Below are 22,811 nucleotides of genomic sequence, written 5' to 3'. Positions count from 1 at the left end.
TTATGTGAAGGACGACTGGTCAGTCATCGGCTGCAGGCGTTGGCGGGGCGTGCCTTGAGCATTTTCAGCGGCATCGGCAGCCGAAAAATTTGGCGATTTATTGATCAGCAGCAGTTTGGTCCGGGCAATTGCTTGTGTATGCTCCGAGCAGTTTCGGGCACATGCTCATCATTATAAGAACAAGAACATCGCCTATGACCCTCAGCTTCGACCTGTCGGGCCCCACTGTGGAGCCTCGGGTGATCCGTAAACAGTACGCCATGGAAATGGCGGTCGAACGCACGCGCCTGTTGTATCAAGGTTCGCTGCTGCCCACGTTGTTCATGCTGATCAATGGCCTGGTCTGCGCCGGTTTGCTCTGGAGCCCGCAGCGCTATTTTCTGGTCAGTGTCTGGCTGGTGTGGTTGTTGTCGTTGGTGGCATTGCGGGTGATTCAGGTCGCAGCCTTCGACTCGGCCATTCCCAACCGTCAGGCCCATCCCGTTTGGCGACGGATGTTTTTGCTGGGCTCCGGTCTCACCGGTCTGACGCTGGCAGGTGCCGGCATTGCCCTGGTTCCTGCCGATAACTTCATTCAGCAAGCCTGGGTCTTCGGCCTCATCGGTGCCGCGGCGCTCTCGGCCAGCGTGGCTTATGCGGTCAGCTTGCCGGCCTTTCTGTCATTCACCTTGCCCTGCCTGTTGCCGGCCATCGCCTATATGTTTTGGGGCGCTGACGAACAGCAGCAAGGTTGGGGCTGGTTCGGGCTGATCCTGCTCGGTGCGTTGAGCGTGGTTGCCTGGCAGGTGAATCGATTGATCGATCGGGGCTTGATGCGACGCTTTCAGAATCAGGCACTGATCGAGCATCTGCAGCAGGCGCAAAGCTGCAGTGATCAGCTCAATCAGAAGCTGGCCACTCAGATAGAGCAGCGCCGACGTGCCGAGGACGAGTTGCGAGAGATCCAGGTCGACCTGGAAAACCGAGTCGCTCAACGCAGCCTGGAACTGGACGCCGCCAACCAGGCGCTGAGCAAGAGTGAGGCGCGTCTGGCGCTGGCGTTGAAAGCCAGCGAATTGGGGTTATGGGACTGGAATCTGCAAACCGACGAAGTCCATCACACACAGATTCAGGAATTGTTCGGCCTGGAGCCGGAACAGGTCACGGCGATACTGCGTCACCTCAAGCCGCGCCTTCACCCTGAGGATCTTCCTGGGCTGAAAAGGGCGCTGGTCGAGCATTTGAAGGGCCGCACCGAGGACTATCAAATCGAGTATCGCGTGCGGCATGGCGATGGCCACTGGGTCTGGATCGAGGACCGCGGGCGGGCAGTCGAGCGTGCCGACAACGGCCGGGTGATTCGCATGGTCGGCACTCGTCGCGATATCAGCGCCAGCAAAGGCCTGGAAGAGCAGCGGCAACTGGCGGCAACCGTATTCGAGGCGGCCAGCGAAGGGATCGTGATTTTCGATCCGAACTACGTCCTGATCGCGATCAATCAAGCCTTCAGTCAGGTGACCGGCTATGACATCGACGACATGATCGGACGCAACGTCGTTGAGTTGCCATGCAGTCGCGATGCTCGTCGGCATTACGCTGCAATACATCAGGCACTGGAGCAGCAAGGGAGCTGGCAAGGCGAATTGGTGGAAGCCCGCAAGAACGGCGAGATGTATCCGCAATGGCTGCAACTGAATGCTGTACGCGATACCCGGGGAAATGTAAGCCATATTGTGGGTTTCTTCGCCGATCTCTCGGCTCGCCGAGAATCCGAAGAGCGCATGCGCTATCTGACCCATTACGACGAACTTACCGGTCTGGCCAACCGCGCGATGTTTCGCGAGCGACTCAGCGAGGCTCATCAACGGGTGCGACAGGGCGGTTACCGCAGCCTGGCGTTGCTGCACATCAATCTCGACCGGTTCAAGCAACTCAACGACAGCCTGGGGCATGAAGTCGCCGACCAGTTGTTGCAGAAAATGGCCCGGCGACTGGTGAATGCATTGCCTGAAGCAGACACCATCGCACGCCTTTCCGGTGATGAGTTTGCCGTGCTGTTCAATTCCTACGGTAACCTTTCGAGCCTGGCCCGGGTGGCGACTCGTCTGGCGAACAAATTGCGTTTGCCGGTGACCATTGACGGGCATGAGCTGGTGGTCAGCGCATCGATGGGCATCAGCCTGCTGCCGGACAGCGCGCGGGAAATATCGGCATTGGTCAGTCAGTCGAACATGGCGATGCAGCACGCCAAACATCTGGGTGGCGATAATTTTCAGTTTTACACCGACAGCTTGCAAGCCAGCACGCTGGAGCGTTTACAGTTGGAAAACCATCTGCGCAAAGCCATCGAAGACAAACAACTGAAGGTGTTTTACCAGCCGAAACTGTGCCTGGCCACTGGCCGATTGAATGCCGCCGAAGCCTTGGTGCGTTGGGATCATCCGACCATGGGACGCGTGCCGCCGGGGGATTTCATCGGCCTGGCTGAAGAAACCGGATTGATCGGCCCGATCGGTGAGTTCGTGCTGCGTCAGGCCTGCTGGCAAGCCTGTGAGTGGCAACGGCAGGGGCTGGACGCGATACGGGTGTCGGTCAATCTGTCGGTGCATCAATTGCGCCAGGGCAAGCTGGTCAGCCTGGTGCGGCAGGTGCTGGAAGAGACCGGGCTGGCGCCGCAACTGCTGGAGCTGGAACTCACCGAAAGCCAGTTGCTGGACAGCGTCGAGCACATCATCGCAACCTTCCAGCAATTGCGTGATCTCGGAGTGAAACTGGCCATTGACGATTTTGGCACCGGTTACTCCTCCCTGAGCTATCTCAAGCGAATCCCGGTGGACTACGTGAAGATTGATCAGGCGTTTATCCGTGGCTTGGGGGAGGGCAGTGAAGACGCGGCGATTACCCGGGCAATCATTGCCATGGCTCACGGCCTGAAGCTGAAGGTCGTGGCGGAGGGGGTGGAGCGGGAAGAACAGCTTGAGTTCCTGAAAGCCGAGCGCTGCGATGAAGTACAGGGCTATTTGATCAGCCGTCCAGTTGAGGCCGAGACGTTGGCGGGTTTACTGCACACGCAAGCCGCAAGCTGAGACGGTGGCGTCCCGTCTATCAGGCAGACGAGGCTGCGGGACGCCTGAATTGCCGGAAGCAGTTTATGCTTTTAGCTAGTAAACGTTATTTTATCAATATGGTGCAGCAACTTGCCTTCGTAGAAGATACTAACGCTGGTGAACTTGAAATCGGAGTTGTAATTCCCCCATGCGAAATATCTAACACGCTTATCGGTTTCAACCTGCAGTGACGTTTCATTGGAACTTTCCAATTTAAGCTCCAGGCGCGGTTCGCAGGCGTTGGCCATTTCCAGCTTCGGAGTGATGCCAGAGTGGGCAACGGTTACGGTGCCCTCGACGTTGATCCAGGTGCCGGGAGGCATGCCGTCAATATGTGCGGACCAGTCTTTGGTTTTAATGGTCATGATAGGTAGCTCCTTTAAATGATTTTTTTGCTTCCTGCGGAATTAATATATCCAGCCGTGGTTTGTCACGCTTGAGTTAAGTTGGTTGGATTTGTAAGGCGGTGTGTGCAGCTATTGAATTGGTTCGGCTGCAGTGATCCGCCGACGAAACCACGATCTTCAACTTCTGTCGCCTGCTGGAAAAGCACTAGTTGGTGGCTTATACCGGCGTGGAGAAACGCCCCGAGCATGAAGGTCGCCAGGTCATCTGGAAAATTGCCGCCCGGCGTAGCACCTACCAAAAACTGCGCAAGCGCAGCGTCCTGTACAAAGCCAGGCGCAAGATCGAAAAAGCCGAGGCGCAGGTAAGGGTGAAGGTCGAGCACCTGTTCCGGGTGATCAAGCGCCAGTTCGGTTATGTGAAGACAGGCTTTCGTGGCTGGCCAAGAACACCGCACAGCGGGTGACGCTGTTTGCACTGTCGAATCTGTGGATGGCCCGCCGATATTTACTGAGCCATGCAGTAGAGATGCGCCTTAGTGTGGGGAATAGCCGCCGCGAGGTGCTCGCGACGGCTAAAAAACAGGGGGGCGTGAGTGATCTCAGCGTTTTTTGGATCGATGCGTCACTTTCAAAATCGGCGGTGACCGAAGTCAGCCAGAAACACATCGCTACGTCAGACCATCCCCAAGAGAGTAGCGCACCGAATGAATTGTTATCGCAATCCCCACTCCCGTTATTAGTTGCTAGGCGGGAGGCCCGGTATTGCGTAAGAATGACAAGTTATTAGTCAGTTATTATTACTTTGTCAATGTGGTGCAATAATTCTCCGTTATAAAAAATTCCAACGCTGGTTACGGCGTGGATTCCAGGTATTTTGTATTCTACAACTCTGTCTGTTAAGACTGGCAAAATGCCTTTTTGATCCTCAAGGATCAGTTCCAGAGGCAGGAAGGGAGTGTCTTGTACCTGGCTTGGCACAAGCTTTGGCATAATGCCTGAGTCAGTAACAGTTACGGTACCAGACACTCGAAAATAAGTGGCGCCAGGCATGCGGTTAATTTGTGCTGTCCAGTTTTTTGTTTGAATGCTCATTGTATTCAGTTCCTTTTGATTAGGTTGTTTTGCTCCTGCGAAATTAATGTAGCAAGGTTGAATATGTTAATGGTGGTGTTTGTTGGTGGACTATGTAAATTTGTATGTTTGATTTTATTGTTATATGAACTTCCAGTGGCTGGAGCAGAAGCTGTCTTTTTCTCGTGGGCCTGATCGATCACTGGCTTGCATCTGTCGACGAGGGCTACATGAGGTGCCCGCGCGTGAAATCGAGGGATTCGGTAACGCATTGAGCAGGCAAAAAGCCGATTCATGTAGTATAACTACAAGCGTGCTACATCCCCGGCACCTGCCAATAACAAAGAGTCCAGCCCTTTGAATCTGCTGCAACACATCGCCCAGTCTCGCCACCTGTTACGCAAGTCGGAGCTCAAGGTCGCCGACCACGTGCTGCTCGATCCTGCGGCCGTGATGCACAGCTCCATGGCCGACCTGGCCCACAGCGTGGGCATCAGCGAACCGACCATCGTGCGTTTTTGCCGTGCCATCGGTTGTTCCGGCTTTCAGGACCTGAAGCTGAAGCTGGCCCAGAGTCTGGCGGCAGGTGCGAGTTTCGGCCAGTTTGCGATCCATGAGGATGACTCGGTCGCCGACTACAGCCTGAAAATCTTCGACACCACCCTGCATACGCTGATGGAGGTTCGCGAGAAGCTCGATCCGCTGGAGTTGCAGCGGGCGGTGACGCTGATGTCCCAGGCCCAGCGTGTGGAGTTCTACGGCTTTGGCGCCTCGGGTGCGGTCGCCGCGGACGCCCAGCACAAGTTCTTCCGCCTGCTGCTCACTGCTGCGGCGTATTCCGATCCGCACATGCAGGCGATGTCGGCCGTGACGCTCAAGCCAACCGACGTGGCGATCTGCATTTCCCAGTCCGGGCGCTCCAAGGACCTGCTGATCACCGCCAACCTGGTGCGCGAAAGCGGTGCCTCGTTGATCACCTTGTGCCCGAGCCAGACGCCGTTGGCTGAACTGTCTACGGTCAATCTGGCGATCGATGTGCATGAAGACACTGAAATCTATACGCCGCTGACTTCGCGTATCGCCCACCTGGTGGTGATCGACGTGCTGGCGATGGGCGTGGCCATGGCGCGTGGCCCGAGCCTGGTCAACCACCTCAAGAGCGTCAAGCGCAGCCTGCGCAGCTTGCGGCTGTCGCCCAAGTCGGTGAAAGCGCTTGACGACTAAGATCAAGGGATCGCAGCCTTCGGCAGCTCCTACAGGTATTCGCGTTCCTGCGTAGGAGCTGCCGAAGGCTGCGATCTTTGCTTCTGAATGTTCATCTCCCTGTAACGCCCAAGCCGCCAAACCGTCATCCCCCGCGCCTATCTTGAAACTCCCGTACTCGCCTTGGGAGACTCGAAATGGCCATGCCCTACGAAGAACGCAACAGCGCTGTCAAAACCCGTCGTCAGCAAGAAGATCAGCGCCGCATGGAATTCCGTCGCGCCATTGAAGATCGCTGCGAACGCCGTCAGCTTCTGGCCGAAATAGGCGATTTCCCGGAATTGGAACTCAATTTCTGGCAGGCATCTCCCTCGGCGTCCCGTCGAAACGCTCAACCAGCGCGCTGATCTGAATCCGTTCGCTGCGGATAAACGCCAGGAAGGCGTGAGCCACCGGTGACAGGCGTTTCGCCTTGGCCTGCACCAGGCACCAACTGCGAAACAGTGGCAGCTCTTCGACCGGTAGCTCGATCAGCCCACCGGTTGCCAGCTCGAGGCTCAGGGCGTGGCGCGTCAACAGCGCAACGCCCAGGCCTGCCAGCACACATTCACGCTGAGCTTCGGCAGACGAGACTTCCTGAGTCTGGTTGAAGTGCACGCGCTTCTCTTTGAAGTATTCTTCGCACGCAAGCCGTGTCCCGGAGCCGGGTTCGCGTAGCAGCAGTGTGTAGGGCTCCAGATCCTGCAAGCGCAGCGGCCCCATATGACACAGCGGGTGATCCGGTGGCGCCACGGCGACGATCGGGTTGTTCAGGAACGGCAGGAATTCCAGGCCCATGTCCTGGGGCACCATGGACATGATCACCAGGTCGTCGCGGTTGTCCGACAGGCGCCGAATGACCTGGCCACGGTTGACCACCGTCAGTTGCAGGTTCACTTCCGGGTGCTGGCGTTTGAACGCGGCAAACAGATGCGGCACGAAGTATTTGGCGCTGGATTCGATCGCCAGTTTCAGCTGCCCCTGCAACGAGCCCTGCATGTCCGACAGCTGCATGTCGAGGTTTTCCAGGCGCCCGAAAATATCCCGGCTGGCCCGCTGTAACGCTTCAGCCGCTTCGGTCATGTAGAGTTTTTTGCCGACGTAATCGAACAAAGGCTGACCAATCAGCTCTTCAAGTTGACGAATCTGCAGGCTGACGGCAGGTTGTGTGAGCGACATTTCCTCGGCCGCGCGGCTGTAGGAGCGCAAATCACAGACCTCGTTGAAGATCTGTAATTGCCGCAAAGTCATACGCATCAATGACTTACGCATTATCTGGTCGCTCTCGTCGCTGGTTGGTGAATCAACTATAAGTCTTTACTTATGCACGACCCAATTTTTATTCATTTTTGTTAATCCCTTGTGGGCGCTAGTGTGGACCTGCGACCAAATTGAAACATTTGGTCACGCGTCGACCTGGGTCTAGCAGGTCGTGGGTACCACCGGCTCAAGGGAACCTCCAAGTGATAACAAAGATCCTGATCGCCAACCGTGGTGAGATTGCCGTACGAATCGTACGTGCCTGCGCCGAAATGGGCATTCGCTCGGTCGCGATCTACTCCGATGCCGACCGTCATGCTCTGCACGTCAAGCGTGCGGACGAGGCCCATAGCATTGGTGCCGAGCCGCTGGCCGGTTACCTGAACCCGCGCAAGCTGGTGAATCTGGCGGTGGAAACCGGTTGCGATGCACTGCACCCAGGCTATGGCTTCCTTTCGGAAAACGCCGAGCTGGCGGAGATCTGCGCCGAACGCGGGATCAAATTCATTGGCCCGTCGGCTGAAGTGATTCGCCGTATGGGCGACAAGACCGAAGCGCGCCGCAGCATGATCAAGGCCGGCGTACCGGTGACCCCGGGCACCGAAGGCAACGTGTCGGGAATTGAAGAAGCCCTGACCGAAGGCGATCGCATCGGTTACCCGGTGATGCTCAAGGCCACTTCCGGTGGTGGCGGCCGCGGCATTCGTCGCTGCAACAGCCGCGAAGAACTCGAACAGGCTTTCCCGCGTGTCATTTCCGAAGCCACCAAGGCGTTCGGTTCGGCGGAAGTGTTCCTGGAAAAATGCATCGTTAATCCGAAGCATATCGAAGCACAGATTCTTGGCGACAGCTTTGGCAACGTGGTGCACCTGTTCGAGCGTGACTGCTCGATCCAGCGCCGCAACCAGAAGCTGATCGAAATCGCCCCGAGCCCGCAACTGACCCCGGAACAGCGCGCCTACATCGGTGACCTGTCGGTGCGCGCAGCCAAGGCCGTGGGATACGAGAACGCCGGTACCGTGGAGTTCCTGCTCGCCGAGGGCGAGGTGTACTTCATGGAGATGAACACCCGGGTGCAGGTGGAACACACCATCACCGAAGAAATCACTGGTATCGACATTGTCCGTGAGCAGATTCGCATTGCCTCCGGCCTGCCGCTTTCGGTGAAGCAGGAAGACATCCACCACCGTGGTTTCGCCCTGCAATTCCGGATCAACGCCGAAGACCCGAAGAACAACTTCCTGCCGAGCTTCGGCAAGATCACCCGTTACTACGCCCCCGGTGGCCCTGGCGTGCGCACCGACACGGCAATCTACACCGGCTACACCATCCCGCCGTACTACGACTCGATGTGCCTGAAACTGGTGGTGTGGGCGCTGACCTGGGAAGAGGCGATGGACCGTGGCTTGCGCGCCCTGGACGACATGCGTCTGCAAGGGGTCAAGACCACCGCCGCGTACTACCAGGAAATCCTGCGTAACCCGGAATTCCGTAGCGGCCAGTTCAACACCAGCTTCGTTGAAAGCCACCCTGAACTGACCAACTACTCGATCAAGCGCAAACCCGAAGAGCTGGCCCTGGCCATCGCCGCCGCCATCGCCGCCCACGCAGGCCTGTGAGGAATAGAACAATGAGCAAACAAATCCACGTTACCGACACAATCCTGCGCGACGCCCACCAATCGCTGCTCGCCACTCGCATGCGCACCGAAGACATGCTGCCGATCTGCGACAAGCTCGACAAAGTCGGCTATTGGTCACTGGAATGCTGGGGCGGCGCGACCTTCGACGCCTGCGTTCGCTTCCTGAAAGAAGACCCGTGGGAGCGTCTGCGCCAACTGCGCGCGGCGCTGCCTAACACCCGTCTGCAAATGCTGCTGCGTGGCCAGAACCTGCTGGGCTACCGCCACTACAGCGACGACGTGGTCAAGGCCTTCGTCGCCAAGGCGGCGGTCAACGGTATCGACGTGTTCCGCATCTTCGACGCCATGAACGACGTGCGTAACCTGCGCGTGGCCATCGAAGCGGTGAAAGCCGCCGGCAAACACGCCCAGGGCACCATCGCCTACACCACCAGCCCGGTGCACACCATCGAGGCCTTCGTGAGCCAGGCCAAGCAAATGGAAGCCATGGGTTGCGACTCGGTGGCGATCAAGGACATGGCCGGCCTGCTGACCCCGTACGCCACCGGCGAACTGGTCAAGGCGCTGAAAGCCGAGCAATCGCTGCCAGTGTTCATTCACTCCCACGACACGGCTGGTCTGGCCGCGATGTGCCAAATGAAGGCCATCGAAAACGGTGCCGACCACATCGACACCGCGATCTCCAGTTTCGCCTGGGGCACCAGCCACCCGGGTACCGAGTCGATGGTCGCCGCCCTTAAAGGCAGCGAGTTCGACACCGGCCTGAACCTGGAGCTGCTGCAGGAGATCGGCCTGTACTTCTACGCCGTGCGCAAGAAGTACCACCAGTTCGAAAGTGAATTCACCGCCGTCGACACCCGTGTTCAAGTCAACCAGGTACCGGGCGGGATGATCTCCAACCTGGCCAACCAGTTGAAAGAGCAGGGCGCACTCAATCGCATGAGCGAAGTGCTGGCCGAAATCCCGCGGGTTCGTGAAGACCTCGGCTTCCCGCCGCTGGTGACTCCGACTTCGCAGATCGTCGGCACCCAGGCGTTCTTCAACGTGCTGGCCGGCGAGCGCTACAAGACCATCACCAACGAAGTGAAACTGTACCTGCAAGGCGGTTACGGTAAGGCGCCGGGCACCGTGAACGAACAACTGCGTCGCCAGGCCATCGGCAGCGAAGAAGTGATCGACGTTCGTCCGGCCGATCTGCTCAAGCCGGAAATGGCCAAGCTGCGTGCCGACATCGGTGCACTGGCCAAGTCTGAAGAAGACGTACTGACCTTCGCCATGTTCCCGGACATCGGTCGCAAGTTCCTCGAAGAACGTGCTGCCGGCACCCTGACCCCTGAAGTGTTGCTGCCGATTCCTGAAGCCGGCGGCGTCGCTTCTGTTGGTGGGGAAGGCGTGCCAACCGAGTTCGTCATCGACGTTCACGGCGAAACCTACCGCGTCGACATCACCGGCGTCGGCGTCAAGGCCGAGGGCAAGCGTCACTTCTACCTGTCCATCGACGGTATGCCGGAAGAAGTGGTGTTTGAGCCGCTCAACGAATTCGTCGGCGGCGGCAGCAGCAAGCGCAAGCAAGCCACTGCACCGGGTCACGTCAGCACCACCATGCCGGGCAACATCGTCGACGTGCTGGTCAAGGAAGGCGACACCGTCAAGGCAGGCCAGGCCGTGCTGATCACCGAAGCGATGAAGATGGAAACCGAAGTCCAGGCAGCCATCGCCGGTAAAGTCACCGCCATTCACGTGGCCAAGGGCGACCGGGTGAACCCGGGCGAGATCCTGATCGAGATCGAAGGCTGAGTTAACAGCCGCGATACAACGCTTTATACCTCGGGGGAGCATGTGCTCCCCTTTTTTTCGCCCGAAATTCAACCCGCGGCCTTCGCCGAAGACTGCGGTTTTATGGATTCAGGACTGTTGCGTTCTGCACTCCACCAACCCTTTAACCTGACCCGAGGCGGTTTGGTTCTCATCGCTCAGCCACTTCTCGAACCCGGCGCCAATCGCCGGCCATTCCGAATCCAGAATCGAGTACCACGCGGTGTCCCGATTTTGTCCTTTGACCACCATGTGCTGACGGAACACTCCCTCAAAACTGAAGCCCAGGCGCTCGGCCGCGTATTTGGAGCGGGCGTTGGCGTTGTTGCATTTCCATTCCAGGCGACGGTAACCCAGGGCAAAGGATTCCTTGGCCAACAGGTAAACCGCCTCGGTGCTTTTCGGCGAGCGCTGCATCGGGGCGCCGAAGGTAACGTGGCCGATTTCGATGCGGCCCTGGGCCGGGACGATGGACATCAGGCTGAGTATGCCCTGGACCTCGCCGCTGGCGCGGTCGATTACGCTGAAGAAATACGGGTCGCTACTGGCCGCGTGGTTGTTCAGCCAGTCGTTGAAGACGCTGCGCTCAGGGAAGGGGCCGTAAGGCAGGTAGTCCCACAGCTTCGGGTCGGCGCCGGGGCCTTGCAGGGCGTTGAACAGGTCGTCGCCGTGGCGCGCCGGGTCGAGTTTTTCCAGGCGGATGTAACGCCCTTCGATCAGTTGAGTCGTGGGGGCCGGGACGCCTTTCCAGTCGGCGAGTGAAATCGACATGCTGTTCTCCTTGAACTTAGATGGCTTTGCGAAACTGGATGAAACCCGGGCGTTCGGCGATGCGCTCGTAGAGCTGGATCGCGGTGGCGTTGGTTTCGTGGGTCAGCCAGTGGACTTTGTTGCAACCGTCGGCCTTGGCCGTGGTGTAGACGAATTCGATCAACTGGCGGCCGACACCGGTGCCACGGGTTTCCGGGACCACCAGCAAGTCCTGCAGGTAGCAGGAGTTCTCTATGGCCCAGTTCGAACGATGGTAGATGAAATGCACCATGCCCACCGCTTTGCCGTCGGCCCAGGCGAGGGCGGCGTGGGTTGGCTCGTTCGGATCGAGCATGCGCTGCCAGGTGCTTTGGGTAACGGCCTCCGGCAGTTCGGTTTTATAGAAGCGCAGGTAGGCTTGCCACAGCGGCAACCAGGCCGCGTGATCACCGGCGGTGACTTGGCGAATGTCGATTTGACTCATGGTTACCTCCTTAGCGCATTAATTGGGCGAGGCTTTGGTCGTTGACGTCGGGGCTGGCGGCCAGGCCTTCGCGCACACCGGCGATGTCGGCGGGGCTGCGGTTCTGGCTGAGTTTGCGCTTGCCTTCCAGACGGTCGATGGGAATGGCGAAACCGACAATGGCCTTGAGCATGCCGTCGATGTAATCGGCGGGGGCATCGGCCACTGACCACGGTTGGGCGCGGCCAGCTTCATGACGATCGGTGAGGGTGCTGACGATGTCGAGCAGCCGTCCGCCATCGCTGAAGGTTTCGGCTCGGCCGTAGGCGTGTACGGCGACGTAGTTCCAGGTAGGCACGACTTTGCCGTGTTCGGCCTTGCTTGGGTAGAAGCCAGGGCTGACGTAGGCGTCGGCACCGGCAAATATCAGCAGGGCTTCGGCGCCGTCGCGCAGGTCTTTCCATTGTGGATTGGCTTTGGCCAGATGCCCGTACAACGTGCCGTTCGAACCTTGTTCGCAGTGCAGCAGCACCGGTACATGGCTGGCTTGCAGGCCGCTTTCACCATGGGTCACCAATATGGCGAGACGGGTGGCGAGGATCAGTTCATGCAGTTGGGACAACTCGTCGATGGCAAAAGCACGTGGCGTATACATGGAGATATTTTCCTTGGCGAATGCCTGCATCCTAGGCAGGCTATTGGTCTGTTGTAAGAGCCATTAACGACCAATTTCATGGGTCCATTACGATGACCAGCGAACCACTGTCCCTGACCTTCAACCCGGCGGGTATCGAACTTGATCGTCGCCAGGGGCTGAGTCGTCAGCTCTACCAGGCATTGCGCACGCGTGTGCTCGACGGACGACTGGCCAGCGGTACGCGTCTGCCGGCCAGTCGTGATCTGGCTGCCGCGCTGGCGATTTCCCGTAACAGCGTGGTGCGCGCCTACGATCAGTTGTACGCCGAAGGGTTTATCGAAGGGCGGGTAGGCGACGGGACTTATGTCGCGCAATTGCCCCAGGCAACCGTGCCGGCAAAAAAACTATCCACAAAAGTATCCACAGGGTTTTCAACAGGGTTACCCACAGCCTTATCCACAAAATGGCTCGATTTACCTGTGGATTCATCCAGCAAAGTTATCCACAACGACCCGTTGACCCGGGTCAAAAACAACCATTTAGCCAATCCTCCGAGCGGTCCGCCCCGGGCATTTCGGGTGGGTGTCCCGGCGTTCGATCTGTTTCCATTCGAGGTCTGGGCCAAGCTGAATGCGGCTTTCTGGCGCAAGCCGGATTTTCAACAGCTGTGCTACGGCGACCCGGCAGGCGATGCACGCCTGCGCGGGATGATCGCCGCGTATTTGCGCAGTTCGCGGGGCATGCAATGCACAGCTGAGCAAATTTTGATCACCAGTGGCGCGCAGCAGGGAATCAGCCTTTGTGCACAGTTGCTGGTGGAGCCCGGCGACGGGGTGGCGATTGAAAATCCGGGGTATCGGGCGGCCGGTCATGCCTTTGCCGTGGCGGGGGCGCGGTTACACGGGGTGGCGGTGGACAGCGAGGGTATCAATTGCAGCGAACTGTCAGCACTCGATGATTGTCGGCTGACCTACGTCACGCCGTCCCACCAGTATCCCACCGGCGTGGTCATGAGCCTGGCGCGACGTCTGGAACTGCTAGCCTGGGCCGAGCGCACCCAAGGCTGGATCGTCGAGGATGATTACGATGGCGAGTACCGCTACAGCGGCGCGCCACTGGCGCCTTTGGCGGCACTCGATCGTCACGGGCGGGTGTTGTATGTCGGCACGTTCGGCAAGGTCGCGTTTCCGGCATTGCGTCTCGGTTATCTGGTGCTGCCGCCGGGGCTGGTGCAGGCGTTTGCGCAACGACGTGCAGTGGACGTACGGCATTCCGAAGTCAGCACCCAGGCGGTGATGGCCGAGTTCATGGCAGCCGGGCATTTCCAGCGGCACATAAGGCGCATGCGGCGTGCGGCGCTGAGTCGGCGCAATACCTTGCTCAACGGTTGGCCGCTGGATATTCCAGGCATTGGCAAGCTGCCCACCGTCGCCGCAGGGCTGCACATGACGGTGCCGGTCGACAGCGTGGCCCGTGAACGCGAGCTGATCGAGTTGGCGAGCAGTGTCGATGTCGAGGTCAACGGCTTGAGCAGTTATTGGCTGCCGGATTGCGCAACCCCGATGGATCAACGCGCCGGTCTGGTACTGGGATTTGCCGCGGTGCCCGAAAAGGCCATCGAGGCGGCGCTGCAACGGTTGCGGACGGTGTGGCGTGCTGGCTGAAACGTGCGAGGTCTTGATAACGACGGGGGGCTGCGGATCGCCGGGTCGACACAGTTCTGTGGTGTCCTTTTTCTGGTCAGGTAACCCACCACGTCGTAGCCAGGCTACATGGTTAAATGTCGAAGTTGTAGTTGTAACAAAGTTATATGAAACACTTTCAGGATTGACCGAGCACATCAATGCGCATAAATAATTTGTGCGTAACGGAGGAAGTGTGCACGCAAGCGAAATCGATAATTTCTGTTGTGTATTCTTATTGCCGTTTTATAAGTTTATTTATCATTCGATTCTATGAAGTCATGACCTGAATTCGGGTGTTTTTTTGCTTGGACTCATCAAGGAATATTACTATGAAACATTTACACGCAAAGTGCCTGAAAGCAGCGCTGGAAGCAACGAGGTGCCAGGGCCTGCGGCAGGTAACGGGCGACCACTTTACTGCAACGATTGATGGTGCGGCCTTTAACGCCGATGACGTTCAAGGATTTATCAGTTTTGGTGTAAAGATTGTGGTGGGAGTCATTAATGAGGGAAATAATCGGCGATATATATCGGTGGCGGCGGATGAAGATCTTGGTGACGGAGAGCATGATGTCAGTCTCGATGGAAAAGTCACCATCGGCTATATGATAGAAAATGCAGGGGAGCCGAATCTGGAATATCCTGCGGAGTCTGGTCGAGCTCATATTTGTGGTGAAGGTAATCAACAGGAGTTCTCTGGCTCATTCAACGTCAAGTTGATTGAAGAGTCGCCTTACAAAGAAATTGAAGCAACTTTCAAGGTGGCCAATTTGCATCGCCTGGCCTGAGTTCTAACAATAAAACCTCCTGCCAGCAACGGCAGGAGGTTTTTCTTATCTCAAGTCCCGGACTTGATCTTGGTCCAGGCCCGGGTGCGCGCACGTTCGGCATCGCGCGGCAGCGGTTGCAGGGTGTAGAGCGTGCCCATCGCCGCGTCGGTCGGATACAGGTTGGGGTTGTTGCGAATCGCCGGATCGACCAGTTCCGTGGCGTCCTTGTTCGGGTTCGGATACCCCACGAAGTCACTGACCGGTGCAATCACTTGCGGCTGCAGCAGGTAGTTGATGAAGGTGTAGGCGTCTTCGGGGTTTTTCGCCCCTTTCGGAATCGCCAGCATGTCGAACCAGATCGGCGCGCCTTCTTTCGGCAGGCGCATGTCGACAACAACACCGTTCTTGGCTTCCTTGGCGCGGTTGGCGGCTTGCGAGAAGCTGCCGGAATAACCGACTGCGACACAGATGTCACCGTTGGCAATGTCGGCCATGTACTTGGACGAGTGGAAGTAAGTGATGTACGGACGGATCTTCATCAGCAGTGCTTCAGCCTTGGCGTAGTCCGCGGGCTTCTTGCTGTTGGGGTCCAGGCCGAGGTGTTGCAGGGCCAGCGGCAAAATCTCGGAAGGCGAGTCGAGCAAGGCGACGCCGCACTGCTTGAGCTTGCTGATGTTCTCTTCCTTGAAGATCAGGTCCCAGCTGTCTACCGGCGCGTCGGCGCCCAGGGCTGCCCTGACCTTGTCCGGGTTGAATCCGATCAGGATGGTCCCGTACATGTACGGCACGGCGAACTTGTTGCCCGGGTCGTTGGCTTCGATCAGCTTCATCAGCTTGGGATCGAGGTGGTTCCAGTTCGGCAGCTTGCTGCGGTCCAGGGGCTGGAATACCCCGGCTTCAATTTGCTTGGCGAGGAACACATTGGACGGCACCACCACGTCGTATCCGGAGTTGCCGGTCAGCAGCTTGGCTTCCAGTGCTTCATTGGTGTCGAAGATGTCGTAGACCAGTTTGGTCTGGGCGTTCTGGGTCTTGAAGTCTTCCAGGGCCTTGGGGGTGATGTAGTCGAACCAGTTGTAGACGCGCAACGTCCGCTCTTCCGCGTGTGCGGTGCCGCTGAGCAGCGTGGCGCACAGGGCTGGAAAAATAAAACGCTTAAGACTTTTCATTCTTCTACTTCCTCATTAAGCGCTTTCAAAACCTTCGAGAACGTTTACGGCATTGATGCCGATTTCTTCCACGGCATAGCCGCCTTCCATGACGAACAGCGTGGGTTTGCCGAGCGCTGCGATGCGCTTGCCCATGGCCAGGTAATCCGGGCTGTCGAGTTTGAATTGCGAGATCGGATCGTCCTTGAAGGTATCGACACCCAGGGACACGACGATGATGTCGGCACCGTAGCTTTCGATCTCTTTGCAGGCTTGTTCCAGCGCTGCGCTCCAAGTATCCCAGCCTGAACCGGCGGCCAACGGATAGTTGAAGTTGAACCCTTCGCCAGCACCTTCGCCGCGTTCATCTTCATAGCCGAGGAAGAACGGGAACTCGGCTTCCGGGTGGCCGTGAATCGAGGTGAACAGCACGTCGCTGCGCTCGTAGAAAATCGATTGGGTGCCGTTGCCGTGGTGGTAATCGACGTCGAGGATCGCAACTTTTTTGTGGCCCTGATCGAGGAACGCCTGGGCGGCGATGGCGGCGTTGTTGAGGTAGCAATAACCGCCCATCAAATCGCTGGCGGCGTGGTGTCCCGGTGGGCGGCACAGGGCGAAAGCAGATCGGGCGCCGCGCTGGATTTCCGCTTGGGCGGTGAGGGCGACCTGTGCTGCGCTGTACGCCGCTTGCCAGGTGCCGGCGGTAATCGGGGCGCCGCCGTCGAAGCTGTAATAACCGAGTTGGCCGTGCAAGCTGGTGGGTTTGATCGGGCGCAAGGTGCGTGCAGGCCAGGTGTAGGGCAGCAGGTCACCGTCGGTGTTGAATTCGGTCCAGCGCGTCCAGGCACCCTTGAAGAAGTCGAGGTAGTCGCGAGTGTGGATGCGCGCGATGGGCTCAAGACCGAAGTCCTTTGGCGCTTCGACTGGGCCAAGGTTCTGGTTCTGCACGCGTTGCAGCACGTGGTCGGCGCGCGAAGGCATCTCGAAGCACGGCTTGAGCTGGCCGTCGATGAGTTCACAGCGGCCATGGTGCAGGTGGTGATCGTCAGAGTAGATCGTCAGCATTTGTTGTTCTCCGCAGGGCTGATTCGGTTGCCCCCAGTGTTGCGGCGCACGACGAATCGGAGAACGGCAGGAAAGGCCAAAAGGGGATCGATACGGCCAAAACATTTGACCGAAATTCGCCCCTTGCTCCCACAGGTTTATCCGTGTGGCCGGAACTGGCTGGGCGCCACACCACTCCAGCGCACAAACGCATGGCGAAAGCTCGCGGTCTCGCTGAAGCCCAGCGCCTCGGCAATTTGATAGATCGGCAACTGATCCTCGCACAGCATTTGCTTGGCCTGCTCGAAGCGCAGTTCGTCGAGCAGTTCCTGATAGCTGCAACCCATGTCCTTGAGATGCCGGCGCAAGGTACGCGCCGAACAGTTCATTTGCTCGGCCAGCCCTTCCAGCCCGGGCGCGGCATTCAGTTGCGCGCTGAGCAATTGGCGGATCCGTCCCAGCCAGGCCTGACGCCCGGTGAACTCGATGTTCTGTTTGCGGCAGCGTTCGGCCATGGCTTGATGGGTGATGACATCGGCCAGCGGCAGTGGCTGGTCGAGCCAGCGCTTGTCGAAGGCGAAGGCATTGTTCCGCGCGTCGAAGTGCACCGGGCAGTTGAAGTGTTCGGCGTAGGTCGCTTCGTAGTCGGGCGCGGCATGTTCGAAGCGTGCGCCGAGCAAGGGCAGGGAATGGCCGAGCAGGTCGTCACAGGTGACTTTCAGCGACACCAGGCAGAACTCGGCGTTGAACACCGCCATGGCCGGGCTCTCGCGGTAATCGGCGGCGGCGAACCAGATGCGCTCGCCATCGTCCTCCAGGCTCAGTTCGAAAAGTGTTCCCAGCAGCGCCGGGTAGCGCATCGCCAGACGCAAAGCGTCACCGAAGGTGGCACTGGTGAGCAGGGCGTAACCGAGCATGCCGTAGCAGGAAACGTGCATCCGCCGGCCCAGTTCCAGGCCGATGTCGCGCTTGAGGGCGACGGCGTTGGCACAGACCTGCATTTCCTGATTGGTGGTGATGCGCGTGTCGGCACGGTTCAGATCCGCCGCACTGATGCCGCTTCCGGCCAGCAGCGCTTCGCTGGACAAGCCTTGTGCCTTGAAGGCATCGAGTACCAGGGAGACGGCGTTGAGCGTGGTGAGGTGGGAGTGGAGCATGAGGACTTCCAGCCTTGGGGTGGCTGGAGCGCAGCAAGTTGTATGCCGGGTGAGAGTCCCAATGTGGGAGCGAGCAAGCCCGCTCCCACAGGGTTATGTGTTGATTCAGCTCAGTTCGCCGCACAGGTCGAGTTCGACAAGCCGACGGACTTCCTCCGTATCAAGCCCCGCACCCAACACCCCATGCAACTTGCCGAACGCCGCCTCACGGGTCATGCCGCCACCGGACAACACGCCCACACCGCGCAAGCGACTGCCGGCTTCATAGACGTCCAGTTCAACCCCGCCTTCGTGGCATTGCGTGACGGCTACCACGACCACGCCGTTGTCCCGCGCACGTGCGAGGCTGGCGAGAAACCCGGGGTTGTCGCTCGGGCCGGTGCCGCTGCCGTAGCACTCCAGCACCAGGCCCTGAATGCCGCTGTCGAGCAAGCCATCCAGCACTTCGGCGCCGATGCCGGGAAACAGCGGCAGCACCGCGACGCACGCCAATTGTTTGGGCTGGTGGTAATTCAGCTGCGACGGAACCGAAGTCGCTTTCACGCCACCACCCTGACGCTCCAGTCGCTTGAACGGATGACGGCCAAAACTGCGTACCTTGGCGCAACGGGTCGGGTCCAGCAGTTCGCCATGGAAGTACAGATGCACGCCCGGCGCCAGGCCCTGGCCCAGCGCAACCAGCGCGCCGCCGAGGTTTTCCCAGGCGTCGCTGTCAGTCACGCCAGCTGGCAGCATCGAGCCGGTGAAGCACACGCGGGCATGCAGGCCGAGCAACTGGAAACTCATCGCGGCTGCGCTGTAGGCCAGGGTGTCGGTGCCATGCAGGATCAGCACGCTGTCGCAGCCCTGAACATCCACCGCATCGACCACGGCTTCACGCAGCTGCTGCCAATACGTCGGGGTCATGTTGGCGCTGTCGATCAGCGGCGACATTTCACGAAAGCGCCATTGCGGCACCACCAGCTCGGGCTGGCTGTGCAGGTAGTCGCGCATCCGCGCTTCGAAGCCGGATGCCGGGGCCAGGCCGTTGGCGCTGGCCTGCATGCCGATGGTGCCGCCGGTGTAGAGCACCATGACGTGCTGAGCGGCGGGATAGATCGGGGCATTCATGGGAGGTTCTCCAAAAATGATGACAGCTTGTTTCCGAGCATGACGCCGGTTGCAAGCTGTGTCACGTCGGGCGCAGGGGATGCGCCCGGTTTTCTACCGATCAGCGTTGCGCTGCGGTCACGCCTGCCGGAGCAGCTTCAGCTTTGGCGGTGGGTGCTGGCGGGTTCGCCGGCCAGGCTTTCAGGTCCAGATCCAGATCCGGGAATTTGCTCGAATCGAATACCGGCGTGGTGATGCCAGCGGCGCGCTGGTCATCGTAGTCACGCAGGATGCGCATGCCGACCTTGAACAGCAGGAACAGCGCGATCAGGTTGACGAACGCGAGCATGGTCATGGTGATGTCGGCGAAGGCAAATACGGTGCCGAGGTTTTCGATGGCGCCCCAGAAAATCAGCACCAGTACCAGCGCGCGATAGCCCATCAGCGCCTTGCGGTTTTCACCGATCAAAAAGCGCAGGTTGTTCTCGCCCAGGTAGTAGTTGTAGAGGATCGAGGTGAACACGAACAAAGCCAGGGCCACGGAGATGAACATCCGGCCCCAGTCACCGACCACGGCGGCCAGAGAGTTCTGGGTCAGGGCAATGCCGTCGCCTTCGAAGCCCGGGGTGTAGAAGCCGGAGAGCAGGATTAGCAGCGCGGTGCAGGTGCAGATCACGAAGGTATCGAGGAACACGCTGAACGCCTGGACCACACCTTGTGCCACCGGGTGCTCGACCGCCGCGACAGCCGCTACGTTCGGCGCACTGCCCAGGCCGGCTTCGTTGGCGAACACGCCCCGCTTCACGCCCATGACGATGGCGCTGCCGATCAGTCCGCCGAAGGCCTGGTCCAGACCAAAGGCGCTCTTGACGATAGTCATCAGCATGCCCGGCACATGGTCGAACTGCAGCACGATCACGTAGAGGGTCACGCCGATGTACACCAGGGTTTTCACCGGCACCAACAGGTCGGCGACCTTGGCGATGCGCTTGATCCCCCCGATGAACACCAGGCCCAACAGCACGGCCAGGCCGATGCCGGTGTAAGTGGTGTCGAGGCCGAAGGCGTTGTTCAGCGAGTGCGTCACGGCGTGGGCTTGCAGGCCGTTGAAGGCGAAGCCGAACGTTACCAGCAGCAGGAACGCCATCAGCATGCCCAGCCAGCGTTTTTGCAGGCCGTGCTGGATGTAATAAGACGGGCCACCACGGAACTGGCCTTCGGAATCGCAGCGCTTGTAGAGCTGGCCGAGTGAGCATTCGAAGAAGCTGCTGGACATACCGACCAGCGCGGTCACCCACATCCAGAACACGGCACCGGGGCCGCCGAGGGTCACGGCAATGCCGACACCGGCGATGTTGCCCGCACCGACGCGGCCGGCGAGGCTGAGCATCAGGGCCTGGAACGAACTGAGTTGCCCGGCGCTGCTTTTGAGGCTGTCGCGGAACACCGCGAACATGTGGAAGAAGTGACGCAATTGAACGAAACGCGAGCGGATCGTGAAGTAGCTACCGAGCCCGACAATGAGCACGATCAGTACTTTCCCTGAGAGGAAGTCGTTAATGACTTCGAGCATGGATTATTCCTCGCTGTTTTTTGTGTAGGCAACAATGCTGGCCGGACAGACACATCGAGTTACACCCCTTGGCGCACGGCACAATGGGCGGTTCGACGTTCGTCCCGGTTTCATATCGCGGGTTTGTTATTAGTTCGGGTTTCGCATGGGTTGTGGCCTCGCTACCGACGACCGCTCATGCGAAGAGGGGCGGCACTATACCGATCAGTGGCGCGCCCGTCTGCACAGTAGTGGTGCAAGCGACGAAACGAGGTGCTGCAGAATCAAAAGATCGCAGCCTTCGGCAGCTCCTACAGGTGTACGTCAAACATGTAGGAGCTGCCGAAGGCTGCGATCTTGGCGGTATCAAATACACAAAACATTTAACGTCCTGCCCGCGAAGAAGTTAAAAAAAAGGGCCTGGGGACTAAATCCCCAAGCCCTCAAAAGGTGAGAGGTGTCTAGTCCCTCGACCTGGTGAGCGGTGCTACAAGTAACGCGTCGGGTTATGCCTTCAGAGGCACCAGACGCGGAGCAATCATGTTTTCCGGGCGCAAGATGTCGGCGAGCATGGCTTCGTCGAGCAGACCTTCTTCGCGCACCAGTTCCAGCACGCCGCGGCCGCTTTCAAGGGCGAGGCCGGCGATGCGGGTGGCATTCTTGTAGCCGATGTACGGGTTCAGCGCGGTGACCAGGCCGATCGAGTGCTCGACCAGTTCACGGCAGCGTGCTTCGTTGGCGGTGATGCCGACGATGCAGTGTTCGCGCAGCATGTCCATGGCGCGTTGCAGCAGGCGGATCGAGTCGAAGATCTTGAAGGCGATCAGCGGCTCCATCACGTTCAGTTGCAGCTGGCCGCCTTCGGCCGCGATGGTCAGGGCCAGGTCGTTACCGATGATCTGGAACGCCACCTGGTTGACCGCTTCCGGAATAACCGGGTTGACCTTGCCTGGCATGATCGAACTGCCTGGTTGACGCGCCGGCAGGTTGATCTCGTTGATGCCGGTGCGTGGGCCGCTGGACAGCAGGCGCAGGTCGTTGCAGATCTTCGACAGCTTGACCGCGGTACGCTTGAGCATGCCGGAGAACAGCACGAAGGCGCCCATGTCGGAGGTGGCTTCGATCAGGTCGGCGGCCGGTACCAGCGGTTGACCGCTGATCACTGCCAGACGCTGAACGGCCAGGTGCTGGTAACGCGGGTCGGCGTTGATGCCGGTGCCGATCGCGGTGCCACCCAGGTTCACTTCGGTCAGCACTTCCGGAGCCAGGGTCTTCAGGCGTGCCAGGTCTTCACCCAGGGTGGTGGCAAACGCACGGAACTCCTGACCCAGGGTCATCGGAACGGCGTCTTGCAGCTGGGTACGACCCATCTTCAGGACGTGGTTGAATTCTTCACCCTTGGCCGCGAACGCTTGAATCAGGCTGTCGAGGCTGGCGAGCAGGGCGTCGTGACCGAGCAACAGGCCCAGACGGATCGCCGTCGGGTAGGCGTCGTTGGTCGACTGCGCCATGTTCACGTCATCGTTCGGGTGCAGGTACTGGTACTCGCCTTTCTGGTGACCCATGGCCTCCAGCGCGATGTTGGCGATGACTTCGTTGGCATTCATGTTGGTCGAAGTGCCAGCGCCGCCTTGGATCATGTCCACCACGAATTCTTCGTGGAAGTCGCCGCGGATCAAACGTGCACAGGCTTCGCTGATGGCAGCGTGCTTGGCTTCGCTCAGGTGACCCAATTCACGGTTGGCGTCAGCGGCGGCCTGTTTAACCATCGCCAGGCCGACAACCAGTTTCGGGTAGTGCGAAATCGGAACGCCCGAAAGGCGGAAATTATTCACCGCTCGCAGGGTCTGGATACCGTAATACGCTTGAGCCGGTACTTCGAGGGCGCCAAGCAGGTCATTTTCTGTGCGGAATGATGCAGCGGAGGACATGATAGAAATCATCTCAATATGGACCCGGTCTGTACCGGAACGTTGTGAATGCTAGGCCTGTGGAGAATTTTGGGCCAATGCTGTTAAACACTAGGCTATGCATATTCGGCATAATACCCGTG

Annotated in this window: 19 protein-coding genes and 1 pseudogene; 8 read left to right on the top strand and 12 right to left on the bottom strand. The window is 59.0% G+C overall.

Features of this window, described 5'->3' with window-relative positions; all coding sequences use genetic code 11:
• The first annotated feature begins 194 nt into the window (after positions 1-194).
• The gene (locus tag AB4O40_RS17275) at positions 195-3,065 is read left to right on the top strand and encodes an EAL domain-containing protein (RefSeq protein ID WP_460053795.1); all 2,871 of its coding nucleotides are present in this window, start codon (positions 195-197) and stop codon (positions 3,063-3,065) included.
• 71 nt (positions 3,066-3,136) lie between these two features.
• On the opposite strand, the gene AB4O40_RS17270 is transcribed toward AB4O40_RS17275, so the two are convergent.
• The gene (locus AB4O40_RS17270) at positions 3,137-3,451 is read right to left on the bottom strand and encodes a hypothetical protein (protein ID WP_056726812.1); all 315 of its coding nucleotides are present in this window, start codon (positions 3,449-3,451) and stop codon (positions 3,137-3,139) included.
• Between the two features lie 200 nt (positions 3,452-3,651).
• Between AB4O40_RS17270 and AB4O40_RS17265 the strand changes: the two are divergent.
• Positions 3,652-3,968 (top strand): annotated as a pseudogene (locus tag AB4O40_RS17265) (transposase); the annotation flags it as partial.
• Positions 3,969-4,216: 248 nt separating this feature from the next.
• On the opposite strand, the gene AB4O40_RS17260 reads toward AB4O40_RS17265, so the two are convergent.
• Entirely contained in the window at positions 4,217-4,525 is a 309-nt protein-coding gene (locus AB4O40_RS17260; protein WP_056726814.1) for a hypothetical protein, read from the bottom strand.
• A gap of 336 nt (positions 4,526-4,861) precedes the next feature.
• Between AB4O40_RS17260 and hexR the strand changes: the two genes are divergently transcribed.
• Positions 4,862-5,728, top strand: coding sequence for a transcriptional regulator HexR (gene hexR, locus AB4O40_RS17255; protein WP_007954250.1), 867 nt, complete (start codon positions 4,862-4,864; stop codon positions 5,726-5,728).
• Between the two features lie 176 nt (positions 5,729-5,904).
• Positions 5,905-6,114: a PA3496 family putative envelope integrity protein gene (locus AB4O40_RS17250; protein WP_046038865.1), complete on the top strand. Its 210-nt coding sequence runs from the start codon at positions 5,905-5,907 to the stop codon at positions 6,112-6,114.
• Here the strand turns inward: AB4O40_RS17250 and AB4O40_RS17245 are convergent.
• A complete protein-coding gene (locus AB4O40_RS17245) occupies positions 6,056-7,018 on the bottom strand; it encodes a LysR family transcriptional regulator (protein ID WP_460053797.1) in 963 nt (320 codons plus the stop codon). The two genes, AB4O40_RS17250 and AB4O40_RS17245, sit on opposite strands and share 59 nt — an antisense overlap.
• 191 nt (positions 7,019-7,209) lie before the next feature.
• Between AB4O40_RS17245 and AB4O40_RS17240 the strand changes: the two genes are divergently transcribed.
• Complete coding sequence (locus AB4O40_RS17240; RefSeq protein WP_008045577.1) at positions 7,210-8,625, top strand: acetyl-CoA carboxylase biotin carboxylase subunit; 1,416 nt, start codon at positions 7,210-7,212, stop codon at positions 8,623-8,625.
• Positions 8,626-8,636: 11 nt separating this feature from the next.
• A complete protein-coding gene (oadA, locus tag AB4O40_RS17235) occupies positions 8,637-10,445 on the top strand; it encodes a sodium-extruding oxaloacetate decarboxylase subunit alpha (protein WP_409078199.1) in 1,809 nt (602 codons plus the stop codon).
• 108 nt (positions 10,446-10,553) lie between these two features.
• On the opposite strand, the gene AB4O40_RS17230 is transcribed toward oadA, so the two are convergent.
• Genes AB4O40_RS17230 through AB4O40_RS17220 form a run of 3 tightly spaced genes read right to left on the bottom strand, consistent with a single transcriptional unit; the run spans position 10,554 to position 12,331 of the window.
• Entirely contained in the window at positions 10,554-11,234 is a 681-nt protein-coding gene (locus tag AB4O40_RS17230; RefSeq protein ID WP_056726817.1) for a GNAT family N-acetyltransferase, read from the bottom strand.
• 16 nt (positions 11,235-11,250) lie between these two features.
• The gene (locus AB4O40_RS17225; protein WP_056726818.1) at positions 11,251-11,697 is read right to left on the bottom strand and encodes a GNAT family N-acetyltransferase; all 447 of its coding nucleotides are present in this window, start codon (positions 11,695-11,697) and stop codon (positions 11,251-11,253) included.
• A 10-nt stretch (positions 11,698-11,707) separates the two neighbouring features.
• A complete protein-coding gene (locus tag AB4O40_RS17220) occupies positions 11,708-12,331 on the bottom strand; it encodes an FMN-binding negative transcriptional regulator (protein WP_056726819.1) in 624 nt (207 codons plus the stop codon).
• 92 nt (positions 12,332-12,423) lie between these two features.
• Here AB4O40_RS17220 and pdxR point away from each other — a divergent pair, with 92 nt between their 5' ends.
• Positions 12,424-13,977, top strand: a complete 1,554-nt coding sequence (pdxR, locus tag AB4O40_RS17215; RefSeq protein WP_223542664.1) for a MocR-like pyridoxine biosynthesis transcription factor PdxR — start codon at positions 12,424-12,426, stop codon at positions 13,975-13,977.
• Between the two features lie 350 nt (positions 13,978-14,327).
• On the top strand, positions 14,328-14,786 hold the full coding sequence (locus AB4O40_RS17210; RefSeq protein WP_056726821.1) for a hypothetical protein: 459 nt from the start codon (positions 14,328-14,330) through the stop codon (positions 14,784-14,786).
• A 50-nt stretch (positions 14,787-14,836) separates the two neighbouring features.
• Here the strand turns inward: AB4O40_RS17210 and AB4O40_RS17205 are convergent, their stop codons facing one another.
• The 6 genes from AB4O40_RS17205 to AB4O40_RS17180 form a co-directional block, all read right to left on the bottom strand.
• Positions 14,837-15,937, bottom strand: coding sequence for a polyamine ABC transporter substrate-binding protein (locus AB4O40_RS17205; RefSeq protein WP_056726822.1), 1,101 nt, complete (start codon positions 15,935-15,937; stop codon positions 14,837-14,839).
• A gap of 15 nt (positions 15,938-15,952) precedes the next feature.
• Positions 15,953-16,981 (bottom strand): histone deacetylase family protein, encoded by a 1,029-nt coding sequence (locus AB4O40_RS17200; RefSeq protein WP_460053800.1) that lies wholly within the window; start codon positions 16,979-16,981, stop codon positions 15,953-15,955.
• Between the two features lie 137 nt (positions 16,982-17,118).
• Complete coding sequence (locus AB4O40_RS17195; protein WP_223542662.1) at positions 17,119-18,117, bottom strand: AraC family transcriptional regulator; 999 nt, start codon at positions 18,115-18,117, stop codon at positions 17,119-17,121.
• 105 nt (positions 18,118-18,222) lie between these two features.
• On the bottom strand, positions 18,223-19,227 hold the full coding sequence (locus AB4O40_RS17190) for an asparaginase (RefSeq protein WP_460053801.1): 1,005 nt from the start codon (positions 19,225-19,227) through the stop codon (positions 18,223-18,225).
• A gap of 100 nt (positions 19,228-19,327) precedes the next feature.
• A complete protein-coding gene (locus tag AB4O40_RS17185; protein WP_056726826.1) occupies positions 19,328-20,779 on the bottom strand; it encodes an alanine/glycine:cation symporter family protein in 1,452 nt (483 codons plus the stop codon).
• Positions 20,780-21,264: 485 nt separating this feature from the next.
• Positions 21,265-22,689, bottom strand: coding sequence for an aspartate ammonia-lyase (locus AB4O40_RS17180; protein WP_046038891.1), 1,425 nt, complete (start codon positions 22,687-22,689; stop codon positions 21,265-21,267).
• Positions 22,690-22,811: the final 122 nt, after the last annotated feature.

It is taken from the genome of Pseudomonas sp. S2_F07 (assembly GCF_054668325.1).
This window is presented reverse-complemented; position numbering and strand designations above follow the sequence as displayed.

Excerpts from the sequence above, each read along its gene's own strand:
- AB4O40_RS17275 (WP_460053795.1), top strand. The coding sequence starts at position 195 with ATGACCCTCAGCTTCGACCTGTCGGGCCCCACTGTGGAGCCTCGGGTG.
- AB4O40_RS17270 (WP_056726812.1), bottom strand. The coding sequence starts at position 3,451 with ATGACCATTAAAACCAAAGACTGGTCCGCACATATTGACGGCATGCCT.
- AB4O40_RS17260 (WP_056726814.1), bottom strand. The coding sequence starts at position 4,525 with ATGAGCATTCAAACAAAAAACTGGACAGCACAAATTAACCGCATGCCT.
- AB4O40_RS17250 (WP_046038865.1), top strand. The coding sequence starts at position 5,905 with ATGGCCATGCCCTACGAAGAACGCAACAGCGCTGTCAAAACCCGTCGT.
- AB4O40_RS17245 (WP_460053797.1), bottom strand. The coding sequence starts at position 7,018 with ATGCGTAAGTCATTGATGCGTATGACTTTGCGGCAATTACAGATCTTC.
- oadA (WP_409078199.1), top strand. The coding sequence starts at position 8,637 with ATGAGCAAACAAATCCACGTTACCGACACAATCCTGCGCGACGCCCAC.
- AB4O40_RS17230 (WP_056726817.1), bottom strand. The coding sequence starts at position 11,234 with ATGTCGATTTCACTCGCCGACTGGAAAGGCGTCCCGGCCCCCACGACT.
- AB4O40_RS17225 (WP_056726818.1), bottom strand. The coding sequence starts at position 11,697 with ATGAGTCAAATCGACATTCGCCAAGTCACCGCCGGTGATCACGCGGCC.
- AB4O40_RS17220 (WP_056726819.1), bottom strand. The coding sequence starts at position 12,331 with ATGTATACGCCACGTGCTTTTGCCATCGACGAGTTGTCCCAACTGCAT.
- pdxR (WP_223542664.1), top strand. The coding sequence starts at position 12,424 with ATGACCAGCGAACCACTGTCCCTGACCTTCAACCCGGCGGGTATCGAA.
- AB4O40_RS17210 (WP_056726821.1), top strand. The coding sequence starts at position 14,328 with ATGAAACATTTACACGCAAAGTGCCTGAAAGCAGCGCTGGAAGCAACG.
- AB4O40_RS17205 (WP_056726822.1), bottom strand. The coding sequence starts at position 15,937 with ATGAAAAGTCTTAAGCGTTTTATTTTTCCAGCCCTGTGCGCCACGCTG.
- AB4O40_RS17200 (WP_460053800.1), bottom strand. The coding sequence starts at position 16,981 with ATGCTGACGATCTACTCTGACGATCACCACCTGCACCATGGCCGCTGT.
- AB4O40_RS17195 (WP_223542662.1), bottom strand. The coding sequence starts at position 18,117 with ATGCTCCACTCCCACCTCACCACGCTCAACGCCGTCTCCCTGGTACTC.
- AB4O40_RS17190 (WP_460053801.1), bottom strand. The coding sequence starts at position 19,227 with ATGAATGCCCCGATCTATCCCGCCGCTCAGCACGTCATGGTGCTCTAC.
- AB4O40_RS17185 (WP_056726826.1), bottom strand. The coding sequence starts at position 20,779 with ATGCTCGAAGTCATTAACGACTTCCTCTCAGGGAAAGTACTGATCGTG.
- AB4O40_RS17180 (WP_046038891.1), bottom strand. The coding sequence starts at position 22,689 with ATGTCCTCCGCTGCATCATTCCGCACAGAAAATGACCTGCTTGGCGCC.